This window comes from Nocardia sp. NPDC057227, from assembly GCF_042669725.1.
Classification (GTDB): domain Bacteria; phylum Actinomycetota; class Actinomycetes; order Mycobacteriales; family Mycobacteriaceae; genus Nocardia; species Nocardia asteroides_A.
Genome location: NZ_JBHUXA010000009.1, coordinates 181,699 through 202,191, shown reverse-complemented (window position 1 = coordinate 202,191; position 20,493 = coordinate 181,699). Strand labels below are relative to the sequence as shown.

Annotated in this window: 13 protein-coding genes; 7 read left to right on the top strand and 6 right to left on the bottom strand. The window is 70.3% G+C overall.

The window, feature by feature from the left end; translation table 11 throughout:
• Positions 1-208 precede the first annotated feature (208 nt).
• Both ACFUJ1_RS15585 and ACFUJ1_RS15580 read left to right on the top strand, forming a co-directional pair.
• Positions 209-6,532 (top strand): DEAD/DEAH box helicase, encoded by a 6,324-nt coding sequence (locus ACFUJ1_RS15585; RefSeq protein WP_378646010.1) that lies wholly within the window; start codon positions 209-211, stop codon positions 6,530-6,532.
• Positions 6,532-8,730, top strand: coding sequence for a 3'-5' exonuclease (locus tag ACFUJ1_RS15580; protein WP_378646008.1), 2,199 nt, complete (start codon positions 6,532-6,534; stop codon positions 8,728-8,730). Before ACFUJ1_RS15585 ends, ACFUJ1_RS15580 begins: the two co-directional genes overlap by 1 nt.
• Before the next feature lie 38 nt (positions 8,731-8,768).
• Here the strand turns inward: ACFUJ1_RS15580 and ACFUJ1_RS15575 are convergent, their stop codons facing one another.
• From ACFUJ1_RS15575 to ACFUJ1_RS15550, 6 genes are all read right to left on the bottom strand, one after another.
• The gene (locus ACFUJ1_RS15575) at positions 8,769-9,356 is read right to left on the bottom strand and encodes a hypothetical protein (RefSeq protein ID WP_378646006.1); all 588 of its coding nucleotides are present in this window, start codon (positions 9,354-9,356) and stop codon (positions 8,769-8,771) included.
• Positions 9,357-9,391: 35 nt separating this feature from the next.
• On the bottom strand, positions 9,392-9,838 hold the full coding sequence (locus ACFUJ1_RS15570) for a hypothetical protein (RefSeq protein ID WP_378646004.1): 447 nt from the start codon (positions 9,836-9,838) through the stop codon (positions 9,392-9,394).
• Between the two features lie 113 nt (positions 9,839-9,951).
• On the bottom strand, positions 9,952-10,893 hold the full coding sequence (locus ACFUJ1_RS15565) for a hypothetical protein (RefSeq protein WP_378646002.1): 942 nt from the start codon (positions 10,891-10,893) through the stop codon (positions 9,952-9,954).
• Positions 10,890-11,201: a hypothetical protein gene (locus tag ACFUJ1_RS15560; RefSeq protein ID WP_378646000.1), complete on the bottom strand. Its 312-nt coding sequence runs from the start codon at positions 11,199-11,201 to the stop codon at positions 10,890-10,892. Before ACFUJ1_RS15560 ends, ACFUJ1_RS15565 begins: the two co-directional genes overlap by 4 nt.
• Complete coding sequence (locus tag ACFUJ1_RS15555; protein ID WP_378645998.1) at positions 11,191-11,985, bottom strand: hypothetical protein; 795 nt, start codon at positions 11,983-11,985, stop codon at positions 11,191-11,193. The genes ACFUJ1_RS15560 and ACFUJ1_RS15555 overlap by 11 nt, the downstream gene beginning before the upstream one ends.
• 156 nt (positions 11,986-12,141) lie before the next feature.
• Positions 12,142-12,315 carry a hypothetical protein gene (locus ACFUJ1_RS15550; protein WP_378645996.1) on the bottom strand — a complete coding sequence of 58 codons (174 nt, stop codon included), beginning with the start codon at positions 12,313-12,315 and terminating at the stop codon, positions 12,142-12,144.
• Here ACFUJ1_RS15550 and ACFUJ1_RS15545 point away from each other — a divergent pair.
• From ACFUJ1_RS15545 to ACFUJ1_RS15525, 5 genes are read left to right on the top strand one after another with little or no spacing between them, the layout of a single operon-like run.
• On the top strand, positions 12,270-13,970 hold the full coding sequence (locus tag ACFUJ1_RS15545; protein WP_378645994.1) for a TIGR02677 family protein: 1,701 nt from the start codon (positions 12,270-12,272) through the stop codon (positions 13,968-13,970). The genes ACFUJ1_RS15550 and ACFUJ1_RS15545 overlap by 46 nt on opposite strands.
• Positions 13,967-15,136, top strand: a complete 1,170-nt coding sequence (locus ACFUJ1_RS15540; RefSeq protein WP_378645992.1) for a TIGR02678 family protein — start codon at positions 13,967-13,969, stop codon at positions 15,134-15,136. Before ACFUJ1_RS15545 ends, ACFUJ1_RS15540 begins: the two co-directional genes overlap by 4 nt.
• Positions 15,133-17,319, top strand: coding sequence for a hypothetical protein (locus tag ACFUJ1_RS15535; protein WP_378645990.1), 2,187 nt, complete (start codon positions 15,133-15,135; stop codon positions 17,317-17,319). Before ACFUJ1_RS15540 ends, ACFUJ1_RS15535 begins: the two co-directional genes overlap by 4 nt.
• A complete protein-coding gene (locus ACFUJ1_RS15530; RefSeq protein ID WP_378645988.1) occupies positions 17,229-19,250 on the top strand; it encodes an SbcC/MukB-like Walker B domain-containing protein in 2,022 nt (673 codons plus the stop codon). Before ACFUJ1_RS15535 ends, ACFUJ1_RS15530 begins: the two co-directional genes overlap by 91 nt.
• Positions 19,250-20,476 carry a TIGR02679 family protein gene (locus tag ACFUJ1_RS15525; RefSeq protein ID WP_378645986.1) on the top strand — a complete coding sequence of 409 codons (1,227 nt, stop codon included), beginning with the start codon at positions 19,250-19,252 and terminating at the stop codon, positions 20,474-20,476. The genes ACFUJ1_RS15530 and ACFUJ1_RS15525 overlap by 1 nt, the downstream gene beginning before the upstream one ends.
• Positions 20,477-20,493 lie beyond the last annotated feature (17 nt).

Below are 20,493 nucleotides of genomic sequence, written 5' to 3'. Positions count from 1 at the left end.
AGTTTGTGGCACACAAGCTGCGGAACAGCGTCCCCCCGGTATCGCTCATGGAACGACGGTACCAGCCATGTTCGGCAGCGATACCGGCCGGAAACACTCACCCGTCCGCGCACGATGCCCTCCGGACAACCACAGACTCGATGCGACTGCGATAGCGTCGACACGCGGGGACCGGGTGATCGAAGACATCGACCGAGGAGCGAAGTACATGGGGGCACTCCTGCCTACGCTGCAGGCCAACCACCTGCGCGAAGGCTTGACCGACTACCTCGCGACCACCTTCGCCCTCACCGATCCGGATGCCCAGGCCGCGCTCATCGACTTCGTCGGCCACCCCCGCGAGGGCATGTTCAAGGGCCCCTACGTCCGGCTCCGTCTCCCCTTTGCCCCGGCCCGTGGCAATTGGGGCATGCACCTGGACTGGCTGCCGGAGAACTTCGTCCCCTACGGCCATCAGGCGAAGGCGTTCGAGCGGCTCTCCACCAAGTTCCAGCCGCGACCGCAACCGACGCTGGTGACCACCGGTACCGGTTCGGGGAAGACCGAATCGTTCCTCATCCCGATCCTCGACCACGTGCTGCGTGCGAAGAAGCGGGGCGTCGCCGGGGTGAAGGCGCTGATCATCTACCCGATGAATGCGCTGGCGAACGATCAGGAGCAGCGGCTGGCCCGGCTGATCACCGCGCATCCGGAGCTGGCGGGGATTTCGGCGGGGCTCTACACCGGGGAGCAGTCGTCGGGGGGCCGGACGATGGTGTCGACGGACGGGCTGATCACCGACCGGCGGCTCATGCACGATTCGCCGCCGGACATCCTGCTCACCAACTACAAGATGCTCGATCATCTGCTGCTGCGCCCGGACCGGGCGGCGATGTGGCGGCAGTCCGCGGAGTCGCTGCAGTACGTGGTGCTCGACGAGTTCCACACCTACGACGGGGCGCAGGGCACCGATGTGGCCATGCTGCTGCGGCGGCTGGGGCTGGCGGTGAAGTCGTACTGGACCGAGGCCGACGAGGCGGATCGGGCGCGGCCGCTGGGGCGGATCACGCCGGTGGCGACCTCGGCGACGCTGGGCGGCCAGGGTGAGCCGACGGCGATGCTCGAGTTCGCGCACACCGTGTTCGGCGAGGTGTTCCCGAAGGAAGCGCTGGTCGGGGAGACGCGGCTCGAGCTGGACGAGTGGCTGGCGGCTCGGGAGACCGAGCTGGACCGGCTGTATCTGCCGATCGCGCCCGCGGTCGAGGGTGCGGTCACCTTCCTTGACGCGCTCAAGCGGACCTCGCCGGGCAATGCGCAGCTCACGGCGGCGGTGCTCGCGACGCTGTTCGAGCGCGCGGGCGACCGGCACCCGAGCCCCGACGAGCTGGCGGTGGAGCTGCGGCGGCTCGACGAGGGCGAGCAGCTCGGCCTGTTGAAACAGCATCAGCTGTTCGTGCGGCTGGTGGAGCGGTCAGCGGCGGCGGTGTCGCTGGCCGAGCTGGCCGCGGCGGTGCTGCCCGCGCCGTCGGGCGAGCGGGACAGCCCGAAATCGCAGGCCACCCGGCAGCGGTACCTCGACTTCGTGTTCGCCGCGCTGTCGCACCTGCGGGCGGAGGTCGGACGTTCGGCACTGAATGTCGATGTGCACCTGTGGGTTCGGGAGCTCTCCCGGATCGACCGGGCGCTCGCGGTGTCGGCGGGGTTCCGCTGGGCCGATGACGGTGTCGCCGAAGGGGTGGATGTCGAGTACCAGCCCGCGCTGTTCTGCCGGCACTGCGGGCGTTCCGGCTGGGGTGTGCGGATGGCGCCCACCGGCAATTGGCTCGACCCCGATCAGGAATCGGTGCGCAGCCAGCACTTCGCCGGTGACGCCCGGGTCCGGGCCCTGATCTCCGCGCCGCTGGAGGCCAGGCAGGAGGTGGCGGTCGAGGGGCTGCGCTGGCTGCGGCTCGGCGACCGGGAGCTCAGCGACGAGACACCCGACCCGGAGAGCCCCGATGTGCTGGAGGGGCAGGCGCTGCCGGTGCTGGTGCTCACCGGGCCGGGCGCCGACGAGGAATCGCAGAAGGACGTGTGCCCGGCCTGCAATACCGCCGACGGCATCCGGTTCCTGGGCAGCGCGGTGGCGACGCAGCTCTCGGTGGCGCTGTCGAATATGTTCGGTGACGCCGATCTCGACGCCGACGAGAAGAAGGCGCTCATGTTCACCGACAGCGTGCAGGACGCCGCGCACCGGGCCGGTTTCGTGCAGGCCAGGTCACACACGCTGAGTCTGCGCTCCACGCTGCGGAACGCGCTGGGCGCCAAGGTTTCCGGCGGGTCGATGGTGACGCTGGCCGAGCTGTGTGACGCGGTGCTGGAGCGCGCGGGGACCGACCCGGCCCGGCGCTACCACCTGCTCGCCCCGGACGTCGTCGAGCGGGACGAGTTCCTCGCCTACTGGCAGCCGGGCAGCTCCGCCGACGAGCGGCGCAAAGCGCTGGGCCGGGTCCGCAAGCGGGTCCAGTTCGATATCGACCTCGAGTTCGGGTTGCAGTCCCGCCTCGGCCGCACCCTCGAACTCACCGGGAGCGTCGTCGCGGAGGTCGCCCTCCGGGATGTCACCGCCCTGGGACGGCAGGCGCTCGACGGCGCGGAGCACCAGCTCGCCTTCTCCGCGCCCGAGGCCGCCGCGGTCGGCTGCTGGGTGCGCGGCACCGTGGAGCGCATGCGCACGCAGGGCGCCATCGGGCACAGCTGGCTGCACAAATTCGTCCGGCACGACGCCAACCGTCGCTGGGTGTGGGGCGGGCGGCCGCGCGGCGAGGGCATGCCCGCCTTCCCGAAAGGCCGCCCGGCACCGGCCTTCCCGGCGCTCGGGGCGCGCACCATCCCGGATGGCTTCGACCCGATCACCGCCCCCTCCTCGTGGTATGCCCGGTGGGCCGCCCGGTGCCTCGGGGTGTCGCCGTTCGAGGGCGGGTTCCTGGCGCGGTCGCTCTTCGCCGTGCTCGCCGAGGAGCGGGTGCTGACCACCGTCACCACCGAGAAGGGGCTCACCGCCTATCAACTGAGCGACAAGGGTGTCCTGGTCGGCGCCCCGGCGCTGAGCGATCTGGAGGCGGGTAGGCACCTGCTGGTGTGCGGGGTCTGCCAGACCCAGAATCCGGGCAGCGCGACCGTGGTCGACCAGCTCGACGGGGCGCCGTGCCTGCTCACCCGCTGCCCGGGCACCCTGCATCGCGCGCACCGCGGCGAGAACTTCTACCGCAGGCTCTACGACCGCTCGGAGATGAAGCGGGTGGTCGCCCGCGAGCACACCTCGCTGCTGCCCACCGCGATGCGGCTGGAGTACGAGACCAAGTTCAAGCAGGCCAGCGCCGACCCGACCGCACCGAATGTGCTGGTCGCGACGCCCACCCTGGAGATGGGCATCGATATCGGCGACCTCTCCGCGGTCATGCTCGGCTCCATGCCCCGCACCGTCGCCTCCTACCTGCAGCGGGTCGGCCGCGCCGGGCGGCTGACCGGGAACTCGCTGGTGCTGGCGTTCGTGCGCGGGCGCGGCGAGCACCTGCCCAAACTCTACGAGCCGCTCTCGGTGATATCCGGCGACGTGCGGCCGCCCGCCACCTTCCTCACCGCGGAGGAGATCCTGCAGCGTCAGTACGTCGCGCACATCGTCGACCGGCTGGCCAGGCAGCCCGGCGCGCTGGACCCGGTCGACGCCCGCGCTGTGCTCGGCAGCTTCGACGAGAACAGCTGGATGGCCGGGCTCATCGGGACCGCGGAGGCGAAGGCCGACGAGTTGCTCGACGGGTTCCTGGCCCAGTTCGGCGCGCTGCTCGACGACCCGGCCCGCACCGGCCTGCGAGGGTGGGCTGCGCCGGGCGAGGACGGCGGCAGCGGGCTGCGGCGGCACCTGACCGAAGCGGTGCACCGGTGGCGGCGGGACGTCGACGAGCTCGTCGAACGCCGCACCGCCATCGACGCCGCGATGCCCGAGTTCGAGCAGCGGGCCAACTCCCCCGCCGCCACCGACGACGACCGGCGCGCACTGCGCTCGGCGAAGGGCACCTTCCGGCTGATCGGCAGGCACCTCAACGACCTCACCACCGAGCACTGGGTCGGCGTGCTGGAGCGCTACGGCGTGCTGCCGAACTACACCCTGCTCGACGACTCGGTGACGCTCGACGTCGGGATCACCTGGATCGACCCGGAGAGCAACGAGTACCAGGGCGACACCGAGACCTACCAGCGCGGCGCCAGGACCGCGCTCACCGAGCTGGCCCCCGGCGCCACCTTCTACGCGCAGGGCCTCGCCGTGCGGATCGACGCCGTCGACCTCGGCGCCGGCGAAGCCGGTATCCACACCTGGCGCATGTGCCCGGCCTGCGGCTGGGCCGACATCAGCGCCGGCGGGGAGGCGCCGCGGCATCGAGGCAGTTGCCCGCGCTGCGGTGAGGGCGCCATCGCCGACGTCAGCCAGCAGCTGCGCGTGGTGGAGATGGCGAAGGTGTCGGCGGAGGTGCGCCGGGACGAAGCCGCGATCACCGACGCGCGCGACGAACGCCACCGCGAGGTGTACTCGGTGCTCACCGCCGCCGACGTGAACCCGGACAACATCGCCCGCCGCTGGTTCGCCGCCGACCACCACTTCGGCGCGGAGTACCTGCGCCACATCGATATTCGCTGGCTCAACATGGGCAGGCGGACCTCGCAGGGCAGCAGGCGCACCATCGCGGGCACCGAGGTGACCACCGGCCTCTTCCGGGTGTGCTCGGGCTGCGGCCAGCTCGACCGGGTCGCCGGGCGCAACGAGGCCTACGAGCACCGCACCTGGTGCCGGTTCCGCAAGGCCACCGACGAGGCGCACGTCCGCGATATCGCGCTGGCCCGCACGCTGCGCACCCAGGCGGTGCTGCTGCACGTGCCGCCCGAGCTGCGCTACGACACCTTCGCCTACCCGAGCCTGAGCGCGGCCGTCCTGCTCGGGCTGCGGCAGGTGATCGGCGGCGCCCCTGAGCACCTCGACGTCGTCGCCATCCCCGACGCGCTCTACGACCGGAACCAGCAGGCGCTGCTCATCCACGACACCGTACCCGGCGGCACCGGCTACCTGGCCGAGTTCGCGGACCCCGGCAAGGTGTGGTCGGTGCTGGCCGCGGCCAGGGAGCTGCTGCACGCGTGCTCGTGCGCCGAGGAATCGCGGCTCGCCTGCCACAACTGCCTGCTGCCGTTCACCCCGCCCAACGAGCTCGACCAGGTCTCGCGCAAGACCGCGGCGAAGATCCTCGACGGCATTCTGGATGCCGGGGGTTCGGAGCCCTCCTGGTCGGCGTGGTCCGCCTCGATCGTCGAGGAGAGCCCGGCGAAGACGCTCGGCAGCAGGGAGTCTCCGCTGGAGCGCCGCTTCTACCAGGCGTTCCTGGACCGGCTGCGGCGACTCGGCGCCACCATCAAGGAGACACCGGGCACCTACGCCAACAAAGCCACCATCACCGTGCCCGGCCTACACACCCGGACATGGACCCTGACACCGCAGGTGCAGATGGGCAACAGCGTGCCCGACTTCGCGCTGGAGACCCTCGACCCGGACATCCCGGTGATCGCGATCTTCGCCGACGGCAAGCGCTACCACGCCGACCCCGCCGCCAACCGGGTCGCCGACGACGCCCGCAAGCGCGAGATCCTGCGCTCGGGCGGGGTCATGGTGTGGTCGTTCGGCAGCCAGGATCTGGACCGGTTCGAAGCCGGGACGCATACCCTGCCGTCCTGGTATTCGGAGAAGGGCAGCCAGCTGATCGTCAAGCAGGGCACCCTGCGGCGCGCCGTCGTCGACCTGCTCACCCACGACCCGGTCACCCAGCTGTTCGAGTTCGTGGCCGAGCCCGATATCGGCGAGTGGGCGAAGGTCGGGCACTGGCTGCCGGTGATGTTCCTGCTCGGCAACCGGGTGCGGGGCGACGGTAGCGCGCTCGGTGAATGGGCTTTGGCCCTGCTCGACCGGCCGGACGCCGGAATCCCCGCCGGTGACCACGCGTGCACCTCGTACGTCGACGGGCCGCTGACCCTCACCGCGGCCCTGCGCGGCGACACGAAGGCGGTGACCGCGGTGCTCCTGCTCGACGACCGCGACGACGCCATCGGCGATCGGGACGGCGACGGCTGGCGCGACTGGCTGCGGCTCTCGAACTGGCTCGGGTTGAACGACACCCACCTGGTCACCACCCGCAGCCTGCTCACGGGCGACGCCACCGCACCGGAGCCGCGCGCCGAGGCAGCCGCCGAGGATCTGAGCCCGGAGTGGCAGCGGCTCGTCGAGGAGAGCATCTCCGACGCCGAGCGTGCTCTCGTGGTGGCCTTGGCGGATGCCGGAACACCGCTGCCGACACAGGGTTTCGAGACCGACGACGGCGAGGTCATCGATCTGGCCTGGCCCGGCGCCCTGGTCGGCGTGCTGTTCGACGGCGACGAGAGCGCCACCACTACGCTGGCCGCCCTGGGGTGGACGGTGTGCCCGCCGGAGATGACGCCGATCATCGCGGCCCTGACTGCGAATGGAGCGCTGTGATGGCCAATATCGTCATGACCAACGAGAGCAAGGCACCGGCCAAGCTCGACGGTTCCCTGCTGCAGCGGGTGTTCGCGTTCCTGGCGAAGCTGCAGGCCGACGACACCTCCCCCGGCCTGCACATCGAGCCGATGAAGGGTGCGGTCGACCGGCGGGTGCGCACCGGCCGGGTGGATCTCAACCACCGCGCGGTGCTGTTCCGGGTCGACCCGAAGGAGGGCGGCACCACCTACGTCTACCTGGGGACGTGGAAGCACGACGTCGCCAACGGCATCGCCGAGCGGGCCTTCCTGCAGGTCAATCCGGTCAACGGAATCCTCGAGGGTGTGATCGCCGAAGCCGTGGAGGTGCCCGCCGCCCCGGAACGTCCCGTCGCCGAGCCGAAAAAGGCGCAGGGCTTCCTGGCCACGGCCGGCTTCGGTCTCGGCGACCTCACCGACCGGCTCGGGCTCGACGCCTCGCTGGCCAGGCGCGCGCTCGCCGCCGCCGACGACTTCGAGCTCACCGACATCGCCGCCGACGCCGTCGAGTGGCAGGCCGACGCGCTGATCGAGCTCGGCAGCGGCACCAGTATCGACGACATCCGCGAGAAGTACCGTTTCCCCGAGGCGCCGGTGGACACCACGGTCGACGAGGACGACCGGATCATCGAGGCGCTGACCAGGCCCGCCTCCCGGATGCAGTTCACCTACATCGAGGGCAGCGAGGAGCTGCGCCGGGTGATCGAGGGCGGTGACTTCGCGGCCTGGCGGGTTTTCCTCCACCCCGAGCAGCGCGAATACGCCGAGAAGGACTACAGCGGCCCCTTCCGGCTCTCCGGTGGCGCCGGCACCGGGAAGACGGTCGTGGCGATCCACCGCGCGCGCAACCTGCTCGCCCGCAACCCCGCGGCCCGGATCGTGCTGACCACCTTCAACAAGACGCTCGCCAAGAACCTCGAGACCGACCTGCGCGCGCTCGATCCCGGTATCGAGATCGCGAAGCGCCCCGGCGAGCGCGGCATCTACGTCGCGGGGCTGGACAAGCTGGCCAACGATATCGTCCGACAGGCCGACGACATCGGGCCCGCGGTGGAGGCGGTGCTCGGGGTGCGCACCGAGATCCCGGTCGCCAGGACGCGGCAGGACCAGGTGTGGCGGGATCTGGTGCAGACCATCGATAGCGGTCTGGAGCAGCGGCTGGCGTCGGCCTGGTTCCTGGATACCGAGTACACCTCGGTGGTGCTGGCGAACAAGATCACGTCGGTGGAGCAATACGCGCGGGTGGCGCGGGCCGGGCGCGGGGTGCGGCTGTCCCGGCAGCAACGGCTCGCGATCTGGAAGCTCGTTGCCGCGTACCGGCGGCGCAGCCGGATGGACGAGACGCTCGGGTTCGCGGAGATTCTCGCGATCGCGTCGGAGTATCTGCAGCAGCGGGCGAGTGCCGGTGCCGCCCGGCTGGCCGATCACGTCATCGTGGACGAGGCGCAGGATCTGCACGCGACTCATTGGCTGATGCTGCGTGCGCTGGTCGCTGAGGGGCCGAATGATCTTTTCATCGCCGAGGATTCGCATCAGCGGATCTACGGGCAGCCGGTCGTGCTCGCGCGGCTCGGGATCAAGATCGTGGGGCGGTCGCGGCGGCTGACGTTGAACTACCGAACCACCGCGCAGAATCTGGCGTTCGCTGTCGGGGTGCTCAGCGGAGCCGACTATCACGATCTCGAGGAAGGCAAGGAGACCGCGCACGACTACCGCTCGGCGCGCACCGGACCGAAACCCGAGCTCCTGCCCTGCGATTCGGCGGCTCACGAGCTGGAAGCGGTCGCAGGCCGGATCAACGCCTGGCTGGATGAGCCCGCCGTCGAGCCGTCCACCATCGCGGTGCTCACCCGCGGCCTCGGCGACCGCGGGCAACTGGTCCGGGCACTCGCCGAACGCGGGATCAGCGCGCGGGTGCTCGACGACAGCCCGGCGCTGCCCGGTCATGTCCAGGTGCTGACCATGCACCGTGCGAAGGGGATGGAGTTCTCGCGGGTGATCCTCGCGGGGATCGATGAGGCGCATGTACCGGCGAAGGCCGGGCTCACCGGGGTGCCGGAGGAAGAGGTGAACGAGGCGCGGCTGCGCGAGCGGTCACTGCTGTATGTGGCGGCGAGCCGGGCTCGGGATCAGGTGGTGGTCACGTGGAGCGGGCGGCGGTCGGAGTTGCTCGGGTAGGTGCCGACGCCGGGCAGCTCGAAGTCGGCCCGCGGAGATCAGGCCTTGAAGTAGTACCAGGAGCCACCGAGGCGGACGTACTCGTGATCGAGGTCGCTGACGGGGGCCGCACCGTTCGGCAGGTACAGGAACCCGCTCCGCACTCCCGGGTAATGCGTCGACAGGAAGAATTCGCATTCTCCGCCGGGCCCGCTCTCGACGTGGTGGAAGTCGTAGACACCGACGGTTCGACTTCTGTACGAACCATCCGATCGCTCGCTCTGCAGCGTGTCGCACTCCGCGGCGGCCCGTTCCATCTCGCTTCGAGTCAGCAGCCAGCCGATCCGGCCCGGGACCGAGAATCCGGCCAGCACCACGGTCGCCACCACGCACAGGGGGACCAGCAGGCCCAAGCGCCACCGGCCCGCGTACCGCACGCGGCCGACGGCGATCAGAACGAACCACACCACCACCGGTACGGCGATCAGCAGGCCGAGGGGCAGCCAGGATTCCTGGTCCGCGAACATCGTCACATCCGACCAGAGCTTCAGGGCGCAGCACAGCGCGGTCGCGACGGCTGCCGCCACCATCGTCACGTTCCAGGCCGCCGACGTCGGCGGCCTGGAACGCTCGGGCCATTCCTTCATCGACATCCCCTGCTGCACCGGGCCGGAACTGCTTGTCAGCTACCGGACAGCCGCCTGGCCAGGTCGACGAGGAATCGGGCGGCCTCCCGCTTGTTTTCGTCGGTCAGGCGCAATGGTCCGCTCGCCGTGATCGTCTCGTTCTCGATGTACAGACGGACATTCCATTCGTCGACACGGGTCGCGAAGCGCACCTGGGTGGATGAGTTGTCCGGGTCGGCGGTGCGGTCCCGGATCCAGACGGGTACACCGTCGACGGTGCTGCGCTCGAATCCCGGGACACCTTCGGTGGGGTCGTCGGCCTGGGGGGCGTGACGGGACTCCACGTGCCCGGCCGGTTTACTTCCCTGCACGATTCGGCACAACCCGCTGATGGACACGTCCACAGACTCGTCCTTGGACGCCGGGATGGTTTGGAGTGTCCGGGCGTAGAGTTTTTCGGCGAACAACTCTTCCAGCGAAGAACACAGCTCCCCTTGCGTCATAGCGGCCGGTTTCGCTACCGGAGGTGGCGCCGAGGGCGGCGGCGGGGAAGAGCACCCGAAGAGCGGGAGAAGGAGAAGCACTGCCGCGAAGGCCACGGATACAGAGGCTCGTGTCATGGTGCGGCCACCGTTGTACTGCCGATTTCCCAGTCGGATTTGTCCCCGTCCAGCGTGGTTCCGTCAGCGATGGCGCCACGCAGATCGTCGAGCGCGGAAGATCCCGCCGGGGCGTAGACCTCCTTCTGGACAGCGGGCGGCCACTGGTTGTTCGGCAGCCCGACCTGGATCGACGTGTTCTGCGCGATCCGGTTTCCCTCGATCATGTTGTCGACTGCGCTGTCCCCCATCGACTTGACGACATCGGTGACGAAGGTATTGATCGCGGCTGCCGCAGTGGCGAGATCAGCGAGTGAAGATACGGGCCCCCAGGGGAAGTTGAATACAGCCTTCGTGAAGTCCGTGACTATCCCGGTGATCTTTTCGACGAGCTCCTGTGATTTTGTCGCCAGCTCTCCGTAGAGTGCCATTTCGGCCCGAGCGACATTTTCGAGACTGACCGCGATCTCCTCGCAGACCGACGGCAGGTTCGCGAACGCCTTGGCCTGGTGCGCGCGCATTCCGACATATCGGGTGGCGGCCTTACCCTGCCACTCCGCACCGAGTGCCGTGTAATCGAAATCCGCTTCGGCCGCCTGGATGTATCCCTTGAAGTTGCGCCATTCATTCGCGACCATGATCAAGTTGATCGGAACCTCGAGGTCGGGATCGATCTTCTTCAGGGTCGCCGACGTCGCGCGGACGGCGGCATTGACCTTGTCCCGCTCCTCCCACACTTTGTCGACCAGCTCTTCGGCCGCGAAACCGACCAGGCCGACCGAGACGACATTGAGCGCGAGGAATCCGACGTTCGCCTGAGTCCGGATGGCCTTGACGATGTGCCCGGCGTAGGTATCGACCTTCGCGGGCAGGTCATCGATCTCGCTCATCTTGGCGCGGATGAACGTGATGTGCTGCTCCAGCGCGCCTTTGGTGTCGAGCACGTCCGTGGGGGTCATGCGCCCCCCTGCTGCCGCTGGAACGTGGCCTGGCTGGCGAGTTCTTCGGCTTCGTACTGATCGCACGCATACGCGAGCACGGTGGCGATATCCCGCAGCACGGTGACCCCCTCCTGCAAACGGTCCCGGAAATACCCGGGCGTGGGCTGGTACTGTGCCAGGGCCGCCGCGAAGGTCCCCGCGCCGCCCTCGGTTATCTCGAGCTTCGACGCCATGTCCACACCCGATTGGAGATCCGCGGCCGCTTCGTTCCACTCCGTGACAGCGGATCGCATCTTGTTCAGTGAGATCCCGACCTCATCGGTCATTGTTGTTCACCAATCCCCCCAGGAGTTGTCGGCGGTGACTGCGCAGATGATCGTCGAGGTCGGCGTCGGTGAGGCGGGAGTAGTCGCCGCGCACCGTGTATCGGGGCCGCTGCGACCGGATATCGCCGGCACAGAAGAGGAGTTCGTCGACGATCCGATCGGGATGCGCGCTTGCTCCCCAGGCGGGCTGCACCTCGATCGTTTCCAAGTACCAGCCGTGCGCGGACATCGTGACCGCGTACCGCCCACCGGCCACGGCGCGTCCGTGTGCCTCGTATCGGTTGGTGGCGACCATCGTGCTGGTGAGCGCGCTGTACTGGTCCCACGTCTCGGTCTCGAGCAACAGCATCACACGCACGCGGTGGTCGGGCACCGCCGAGGCCGAGATCTCCTGCGGCGCGGGCATGCGACGGGCGGCATGCAGCTTGTCGAGGCGCTCCGACACCGCGCCTCGATAGGCCGCGACGAGTTCCGCTCCGACCTCCAGGTGGGCGGCAGAACGGGTCCACTCGGGCGCGAGCCGAATGTGGACCGGCAGGAAATCGTTGTCGAGTTCCATTGCGACCGATGATGATCCGATTCGAGACGAAGTATCCGCGTAATCGTCGATTCGCGCCGGCGGCTCGGCTTCTCCCGGGATCGGCCGATCGACCGCGGCCTGCGCGCTCGGCAGATCGGCCGGTGGCGGGAGCGGGCGTTCAGCCGACTGCCGGACGATCGGTTCCTCGTCCCAGAATTCGTCGGGATCGTCGTAATGGTTGAAAAATCCCTGGGTCGCCATCATCGGTGCTCCACGACGATGGGACGGTGCCGAACAGCATGTGAATCCATCCCGATGAAACCTTCCCCTCCCGAACTTCCACCGCTGCATCAGCGGTGACAGCGCCTCTCACCCTTTCGTGCACGATCTTGTCTTGTCAACACGATCAGCCGGTCGTGGTCAGGCCAGCTCCTCGATCTTCGCCGTCAGCTCCGCCCCGGTCAGCGGCTCCCCGGCGATGACCGCGATCGTGTCGTCGCCGGCGATCGTGCCGACGATCCACGGAGCGTCGCCCGATTCGATGTGCCATGGCGAAGTTCGGCACCGGCGCGCCAACAGCAGCCGATCCTTCATCGCGCACGGCAACCCGTGGTGTTCGACAGTGCCACCGTGAGCTGACCGCGGAGCATCGCCCGGCGACAAGACGAGCCGCGAACCCCGGCACGATGTCGGTGCCCGGCTCTATCGTGGTCGACATGCGCAACGGGGGTGGTTCGCAATCGCAGACGGAACCGGGCGGGGTGGCGAACCTCGACCTGTTCCGCTATCTGGCAGCGGAGGAGCGCGGCGATTACCTCGCGATCATGTCGCTGTTCACGGCGTCGCTGCTCGCCGACATGTCGGCGGCGGCGGTAGCCGAGCAGCTGGCAGCTGCGGGAACCACGCTGCCTGCCGAACTCGTGGAGGCCCGGTGCAAACAGCTCGTCCGCTGGGGGAATTTGATCCCTTCGCTGCGGGACGCCCGGGTCGGCACGGTGGCCGAGTACCTGCGGGCGCGCTCGCGCTACCAGGTGTCCACCCTCGGTGGCCGGGTGCACCGGAGCGCGCTGGAGATCATGGCCACCGCCGATGGCGCGCGCGAGGTCGCTCGCGAGCTGCTGGGCCGGATCGCGGATGCGCTGGCGGAGATTCCCGGATTGCTGGACACCGCCGCAAGCGTGGAGCGGGACGAGCGCCTGGCCGGCATCGTGACGACGATCTTCAACAACCAGCGGCTGTTCACCGCGAGCGTCACCGACTTCTACGCCTACCTGTCCGGCGTGCTCTCCCGGTTCGATCTGGGCGGCGATGAGTACACCCGGTTCAAGGAACTGCTTCTGGACTACGTCGACCTGATCAACGCCGACGTCAACCGGCATGCTCCGCTGATCGCCCGTGCGCTCGACCGGGTGTTGCCCCGGATCGATGAGCTGCTGTCCGTCCTCGACGCACTGCCGGGGCTGAGCCTCGGCGACGAGGTCGCGGTCGAGCGTTCGGCCGGCCGGTCGCGCACGGACTGGACGCAGCTGCACCAGTGGTATTCGGGGACGGATTCGGGCCCTGGACAGCTGCGCAACGCCGCCGGGCAGGCGCTCGGACAGTTGATCGCCAATGCAAAGCGCATTCTCGATTCGTCCCGCACCGGGTACTCGCGCCGCGCCGACCTGCTGCGCCTGGCGAACTGGCTCGAGCACTCCGCCGACGACGAGGCGAGCCGGTTGTTCGCGGCGGCGTTCGGCGCCTGGCCGACCAGACATCTCGGTCTCGGTCCCGACGAACCCGACCCGCGGGTGTCGCCAACGACATCGTGGGCCGCCGCTGACCCCATCGATGTCCCGGTCTCGCTGCGCGAACGCGGAAACCGGGTGTCACGCGGCCGGGTGTCACGGGTCCCCGATTCCAGCGCCGATCGCAGGATCATCGAGGCCGCGGCCCGCGACGAGGCACAGCGGCACCGCGAAGCCGCCGCGGAGTTGCTCGCCTGCGGGAATCTCGACGGCGCGAAGCTCTCGGCGGCGGCCCGCACAGTCCTCCTCGACCTGCTGGCCAGGCTGCTGGCGCTCAACACGGATTTCGCGGACGACACCGTCCTCGTCGACCACGACCTGGGGCTGGTGGTCACGGCCGTGGCGGGCGGGCGCACCCGGGTGGAATCCCCGGACGGCACACTGACCGTCGACGGATACACGCTGTCCGTCCGCCCGGTGGCGGAGGCGGGCGGCGCCACGACTCTGCGGGTGGCCCGTTGAACAACGACACCGGCCGGGTCCGGTCGCTCGGCACCCGGTCGTCCGACGCGGCCGCGGTGCGCGAGGCCGCCCGCGTCCTGCTGGAGACGCCGATCGTGACGGCAGCGCGCGCCCCGGATTCGCTCGCGCTGATCCGGCGGCACGCGGCCGCGCTGCGCGCGATGTTCGGCACCCAGCTCGGCTACCAGCTCGTCGTCGAGCCGGGCTTCGCGCGGCTGGCCAAGTCACCGCCGGAAGCCGATGCCCCGCTGCGCAATCTCGCGCGCCGCAGCGGGACGCCACTGGACGCCGCGACCTACACGCTCGTCGCGCTGACCTGCGCGGCATTGCTCGCCCCCGGTGTCGGGGAGCAGATCCTGATCTCGCAACTGGTCGCCCAGATCCGCGCCGATGCCGCCGAACAGCGGATCGTGCTCTCCGACGGGCTGCCGGGGCGCCGGCGGCTGGTGGCCGCGCTCGGGGTGCTGATCGAGTGGGGCGTGCTGACCGAAACCGACGGCACCGTCGCGCAGTGGGGTGACAGCCAGGACAGTGAGGGGCTGTTGACGGTGTGCAGACCGTTGTTGCCGCACATCCTGATCCGTTCGATCGGCCCGGCGGTGTGCCAGGCCGATGTGCTCGCACCGGATGCCGGGGCGCCCCGCCAGCGGCTGCGGCGCAGGCTCACGGAGAACCCGGCGGTGCTGCGTGAGCATCTGAGCCAGGAGGAGCTCGGCGTGCTCTCCAGGGAACGGAACGAGCTCGCCCGGCTGCTCAACGACAACTTCGGCCTGACCCTCGAGGTGAGGGCCGAGGGCGCGCTCGCCTACGACCCGGCCGACGCACTCGGCGATATCGCTTTTCCCGGCCCCGGCACCGTCAAGCAGGCCGCGCTGCTGCTCATCGGCGAGCTCGCTGATCGTGGCGACGGCGAGTATTTCCGGTTCGATCTCGTCGACACCGTGCTCGGCACGCTGATCGAGCGGCACCGGCGGATCTGGAAGGCCGAGTACGGCGAGGCTCCGGACCGGCTCCGCGAGGACATCGTCGAGCTGCTGCGGTCGCTGTGCCTCGCCGAACGGCACGACGGCGGGCTGCGACTACTGCCGCCCGCCCACCGGTATCGGCCGCGGATCACCGTGACCACGCAGCTCACCCTCGAGGTGCAGGGGGAGGAAACGCCGTGAATGCCACTCCGGTCAAACACTTCGAGGAGCGCTGGCGGCTCGTCCGCGCGGGCGTCGTCAATGTCTGGCACTACCTGGACACCGAGTTCGCCATCACCGGTGGCAGGCTCATCCTGCGCGGCGCGAACGGTTCCGGGAAGTCGCGGGCGCTGGAGATGCTGCTGCCGTTCCTGTTCGACGCGGACCGGCGGCGGATGGACGCGACCGGGTCGCAGAAGGTCAGCCTCGACGAACTGATGCGCACCGGCGCCCGCGGCCAGACCAACCGGATCGGCTACCTGTGGCTCGAACTCGCGCGCCCCGGCGGCTATCTCACGCTCGGCGCGCACATCAGGTACAGCGCATCGGCACACCGCTCGGACGTGCAGTTCTTCGTCACCGGCAGCCGGGTCGGCACGGAGCTGCCGCTGCTCGACGACGACCGGCAGGCGCTCTCCAGGGAACGGCTGCGCGACCTGATCGGCGCCGACGCGCTGACCGACGCCGAGCAGCATCGGGAGCAGGTCCGCGCCCGGGTGTTCGGGTTGCGTGGCGAAGGTGACCGGGACCGGTTCACCGGGCTGATCCAACTGCTGCACACGCTGCGCTCCCCCGATGTCGGCAACCGGATCGACGAGGGCAAGCTCCCGCAGATCCTCTCCGACGCGCTGCCACCGCTGAACGAGCGGACCCTGGAAGCGGCGGGCGAAAGGCTGGACGGGCTCACCGCGACCCGGCTGGCGCAGGAGCAGCTGGCCGGAACCCTGGCGCAGGTCACGCGCTTTCACGCGGTCTACCGCGGGTATGCCGCGGGCGTGCTCACCGAGAGCGCCGCAGCGCTGCGGGCGGCGGCCACCGGCCTCCTCGAAGCCCGGCGGACCCGCGATGAATTCGCCGGTGCGCGCGATGGATTCGAGGCGGCCGAGAGCGCCGCCGAGGTCGAGGTGACCGAGCTGACCGCGACCAAGGCCGAGTTGAAGGACGCCATCACCGCGCTGCGCGAACGTCCGCTCTTCGACGACCTGAAAGACCTGGAGCAATACAGGTCGACGGTGGCCGCGCTACACGGCGGTGCGGAGCAGGGGCTCGGCACCGCGCGGCGTTCGCGGGAAGCGGAGGCGGCCGCAGCGCAGCGGTACGCCGACGCCGCCGCTGGGCTACGTGAGGCCGCAGCCGAGGCGGGCGCGGCACTGCGCGAGGCGGTGGCCGCGCTCACCGCCGTCGATCTCCCGCACGGCAGGCTGCCCGGCTCGATCGGGGTGGAATCCACGGACGAGGAGCAGACCATCGACGCCGTCATGGACTCCCTCGACCAGGCGCCGATCCCGATCACCCGCCCGCGGGCGGCGGTACTGACGCTCGTGCCCGGCGATCTCGCCGAGACGCGGGCAGGCGCGGAGGCGTCGCGCCGGGCGGCCGCCGACCGGCGGGACAAGACCGACCGGCGGGTGCAGGAGGCACGGCGGCTCGACGGCGAGCACCGCCGGATCCGGGGTCTGGAGGATGTCGCCGCGGACCGGGAGGACAGCGCCGCCGGCGCGGCCGCGCGGGCCGAGGCCGACGCCGCGGCCAGGGATCAGCTCGCCGTCGAAATCAACCGCGGCTGGCGCGATTGGCTCGCCGCGCCAGGCACCACCCGGTTGCTGCCGGAGGTGGACCGCGCGCACCCCGTCCTCGCCGCGCTGCTCGCCGATCCCGAGGCGCTCTGCGGCGACGCCGACGACACGCAGCTCACCGGCCTGGACGCGCTGGCCGCCGAGCTCGCGCAGCCGGTCAGGGACGAGCTCGTCGGGCGCTCGGCCGCGATCACGCTCCAGGTCGAGCAGCACCGCGCCGGCATGCGTGCGCTGCGGAAGCGGCGGGTGCGGCTGCTGGCCGCCGAGGACCCCGAACCACCGGCGGCGCCGTGGCAGTCCACCGGCCGCGGCATTCCGCTCTGGCGGGCTGTCGATTTCCGCGACGACACGGCCGAATCCGAGCACGCGGGAATCGAGGGCGCGCTGCTCGCCGCCGGGCTGCTGCCTACTGCACCACCGAGGGCGAACTGCACGCCGAAGACGGCGAGGTCCTGCTGCGGGCGGGGCAGCCGGCCGCCGCCGCCCCGCTCTCCCTGGTGCTGCGGCCCGACCCCGCCGCACCGGAGGCGACCACCGCGGTCGAGCACATCCTGGCCGCGGTCGGGTGGCACGATCCGCAGGCGGTGACCGCCATCGCCGGGGACGGCAGCTGGCGCAATGGCATACTCAGCGGCAGGCACCACCCGCCTGCCGCTCGCCACATCGGCGCCACCGCCAGAGCCGCGGCGCGCCGCGCCGAACTGCTCGAGATCGAGCGCGAACTGGACGAGATCGCCGCCGCGATCGAGGAACTCGAGACCGAAGAGCTGGAGCTGCGCGGCCGCCGCGATGAACTGGACGACCTGGTACGCAACGCACCGCGCTCGCAGAAACTGGTGGCCGCCCGGCAACACGCGCGGACGCAGGAAGGCCACGCGACCCGGCTGCGCGCCGAAGCGGTCATCGCCCGGGCGGACGCCACCGCGCAACGTGCGGCGTGGAGCGCGGCCGAGCGCGAGCACCGCGCACTGTGCGAAGGATTCGGTCTCCCCGCCGAAATCGACGAGCTCGTCCGGTCGCGCGATGGGTGCGAGACCGCTCGCGCCGCCTGCGCCGCACTGGAACGAAGCTGCCGGGACACCGAACGGCAACGTACCGCGGCGGACAGCGCCTACCAGCGGATTCTCGACAGCCGCACCCAGCGGAGGCAGGACGAGGCGACGGCGGGCCACGGGCGCGACCTGTGGCAACGCGAAGCCGTCAAGCTGGAGACACGCCGGGAAGCGCTCGAGCTCCCGCTACAGCAGCTGAACGCGGAAATAGCGCGCAGCGAAGGGGAGCTCGGGCGCACCCGAGTCAAGCTCGGTGCGGCGACCACGCGCCGCGACGAGGCCCGCGCGAAGAAGATCCAGGCGACGTCCGACCACCGTTTCGCGGAGGTGGCCGTGCGCGACGGCGCCGCAGCGCTGCGCCGGGCGGCCGAACTCCTCGACGCGCGGCTCCGGCTCCCCGGACTCACCGCCGCCGCGACCGATACGGCGCTCGCCCCGGTCCCCGACCCGCAGGACGCGGCGGCCTGCGTCGGCACCGCGGACGCGATCATCGCCCGCCTGCGCGGCCACAGGGTGACGACCGACGCGCAACTGGGGAACGCACTCGCCCGCTTCGGCGCCGACACCTCCGGTCAGCTCGATATCTCGCAGACCGACGGGCCCGGCGTGATCCTGGTACACATCGAGGGCGCCGAGCACCACCACGACCTCCCCGCGGTGCTGGCGCACCTCACCGACAAGGTCGAACGCGGCCGGGTAGCGCTGACCGACCGGGAACGCGAGGTCTTCACCGAATTCATCCTCGGCAATGTCACCGACGAACTGCGCCGCCGCGTGCTGCAGGCCGGGCAGCTGGTCGACGCGATGAACGCCAGCCTGGCCCACACCAGGACCAGTCACAACATCGGCGTGCGGCTCCGATGGGAACTGAACGGCGCCGACCCCGAGCTGCACAGGCTCATGGAGCTGGTCAGGCAAGCCGACGAGCTCCGTCCGGACGACGACAGCGAGGAGCTGGTCGCGCTGGTCCGGGCGCGGGTGGAGCGGCTGCAGGCCGCCGACGCCGCCGCCGGGTACGCCGCTCACCTGCGGGAGGCACTCGACTACCGCTCCTGGCACGCGGTCGAGGTCACCATCCTCGGCCCGGAGCGTGGGCAGACCAGGAAGATCTCGCGGCGCGCCAAGATTTCCCAGGGCGAGACCCGCTTCGTTTCGTACGTGACGCTCTTCGCGGCCGCGGACGGTTACCTCTCCGGGCTCCCCGATGCCGCCGGCGCACTGCGCCTCGTCCTGCTCGACGATGCCTTCGCCAAGGTCGACGAGCGGGCGATCGGCGAGCTCATGGGGCTGCTGGTCCGGTTGGACATCGACTTCGTGATGACCGGCCACGCGCTGTGGGGCACCGTCCCCGAGGTACCCGCGCTGGACATCTACGAGATCCGCCGGATGGGCGACAGCTGCGTCGTCCCCACCCACATCCACTGGGACGGACGCAACAAACACTTCCTCACCACGGTAGGCCGCTGATGACCCTCCCCCCGCGTACTCGCGAGTTCCTCGCCGCACCGAGCCTGGACGAGTTCTGGGCGAAACTGCGCGAACGGCTGGAACGCACCGGCCACGCCATCACCGGCACGGTCGGGGCGGATCTCGATCCCGATGCGGCGGAGCGGATTTCCGGTCTGCTCGCCCGCCGGGTAGCCCCCGGCCGGCGCACCGTCTCGATCTCCGAACTCGAAGCGGCGCTGCGGCACAGCGCCGCCGGGACCGGGCTGATCACCGTGCTCACCGAGCTCACTGGCGGCCCGCTGCGGGATCGCCCCTCGGAGCGGCTGGCCCGCCGGGACGCCGTGAGCGCGCTGTGGGCCGAGGTCGAGCGGGTGCTCGAGGACACCGGGCTGGCGGCGGCGCCCTGGGTCGAGGCGTGGAAGCAGTGGCTGCGCAGCACCGGGCTGCTGCTGCGCGCCGCCGCTCCCGAGCACGCCGAATTCGCGACCGCCGCGAAGGCTGTGGCGATAGCGCTGGACCAGCGGCAGCCACCTCGGATGCTCGGCGAGCTGGCCACCGACGTGGCCGGTGACGCGCACGCGCTGGACAGCGACCGGCTCGCCGGCCGCCTGGCGATCCGCGCGCTGAGCCTGGCCTTCGAGCGGCCCGACCCGCTCACCCCCCGCGATCGCGGCACGCTGTGGCAGCTCGCGGGCATTACCGTCGACGCGGTCTCCGGCACCGTCCTCACCTGGGGGCTGCGCCCGCCCGGCCGCGATCAGTGGTCGGCGATGCTCCGCACCCGCACCGAGCTGGGGCTGGTCACCCATCTCACGCTCGCCGAACTCACCGCCTTCCCCATCCCGTTGGCCGCTCCGGAGGTCACCGTCGCGGCCTGCGAAAATCCCCAGGTGCTACAGCGCGCGGCGGAAAGCGGAGCTCCCGCACCGCTCGTCTGCTTCAGCGGCAATCCGTCCGCCGCCGGCATCGCGCTCGCCGAACGTGTCCGCATCCGCTACCACGGCGACTTCGACTGGCCCGGTATCGGCATCGCCGCCCGGCTCCATACCCTCGGCGCCGAGCCGTGGCGAATGTCGGCCAGCGACTACCTCGCCGCCATCGAATCCGGCGTGCATCGGCTCCCGCTCACCGGTCAGCAGACACCAACTCCCTGGGATCCCGAACTCGCACCGACCATGCACCGCACCGGGCTCGTTGTCCACGAGGAGTCCCTCATGGATGTCCTGCTCGCCGACCTCCGATGATCCTCGACTCGCAAATT

Bases quoted from the DNA above. Each gene is read 5' to 3' on its own strand.
- ACFUJ1_RS15585 (WP_378646010.1), top strand. From the start codon at position 209: ATGGGGGCACTCCTGCCTACGCTGCAGGCCAACCACCTGCGCGAAGGC.
- ACFUJ1_RS15580 (WP_378646008.1), top strand. From the start codon at position 6,532: ATGGCCAATATCGTCATGACCAACGAGAGCAAGGCACCGGCCAAGCTC.
- ACFUJ1_RS15575 (WP_378646006.1), bottom strand. From the start codon at position 9,356: ATGAAGGAATGGCCCGAGCGTTCCAGGCCGCCGACGTCGGCGGCCTGG.
- ACFUJ1_RS15570 (WP_378646004.1), bottom strand. From the start codon at position 9,838: ATGACGCAAGGGGAGCTGTGTTCTTCGCTGGAAGAGTTGTTCGCCGAA.
- ACFUJ1_RS15565 (WP_378646002.1), bottom strand. From the start codon at position 10,893: ATGACCCCCACGGACGTGCTCGACACCAAAGGCGCGCTGGAGCAGCAC.
- ACFUJ1_RS15560 (WP_378646000.1), bottom strand. From the start codon at position 11,201: ATGACCGATGAGGTCGGGATCTCACTGAACAAGATGCGATCCGCTGTC.
- ACFUJ1_RS15555 (WP_378645998.1), bottom strand. From the start codon at position 11,985: ATGATGGCGACCCAGGGATTTTTCAACCATTACGACGATCCCGACGAA.
- ACFUJ1_RS15545 (WP_378645994.1), top strand. From the start codon at position 12,270: ATGGCGAAGTTCGGCACCGGCGCGCCAACAGCAGCCGATCCTTCATCG.
- ACFUJ1_RS15550 (WP_378645996.1), bottom strand. From the start codon at position 12,315: ATGAAGGATCGGCTGCTGTTGGCGCGCCGGTGCCGAACTTCGCCATGG.
- ACFUJ1_RS15525 (WP_378645986.1), top strand. From the start codon at position 19,250: ATGACCCTCCCCCCGCGTACTCGCGAGTTCCTCGCCGCACCGAGCCTG.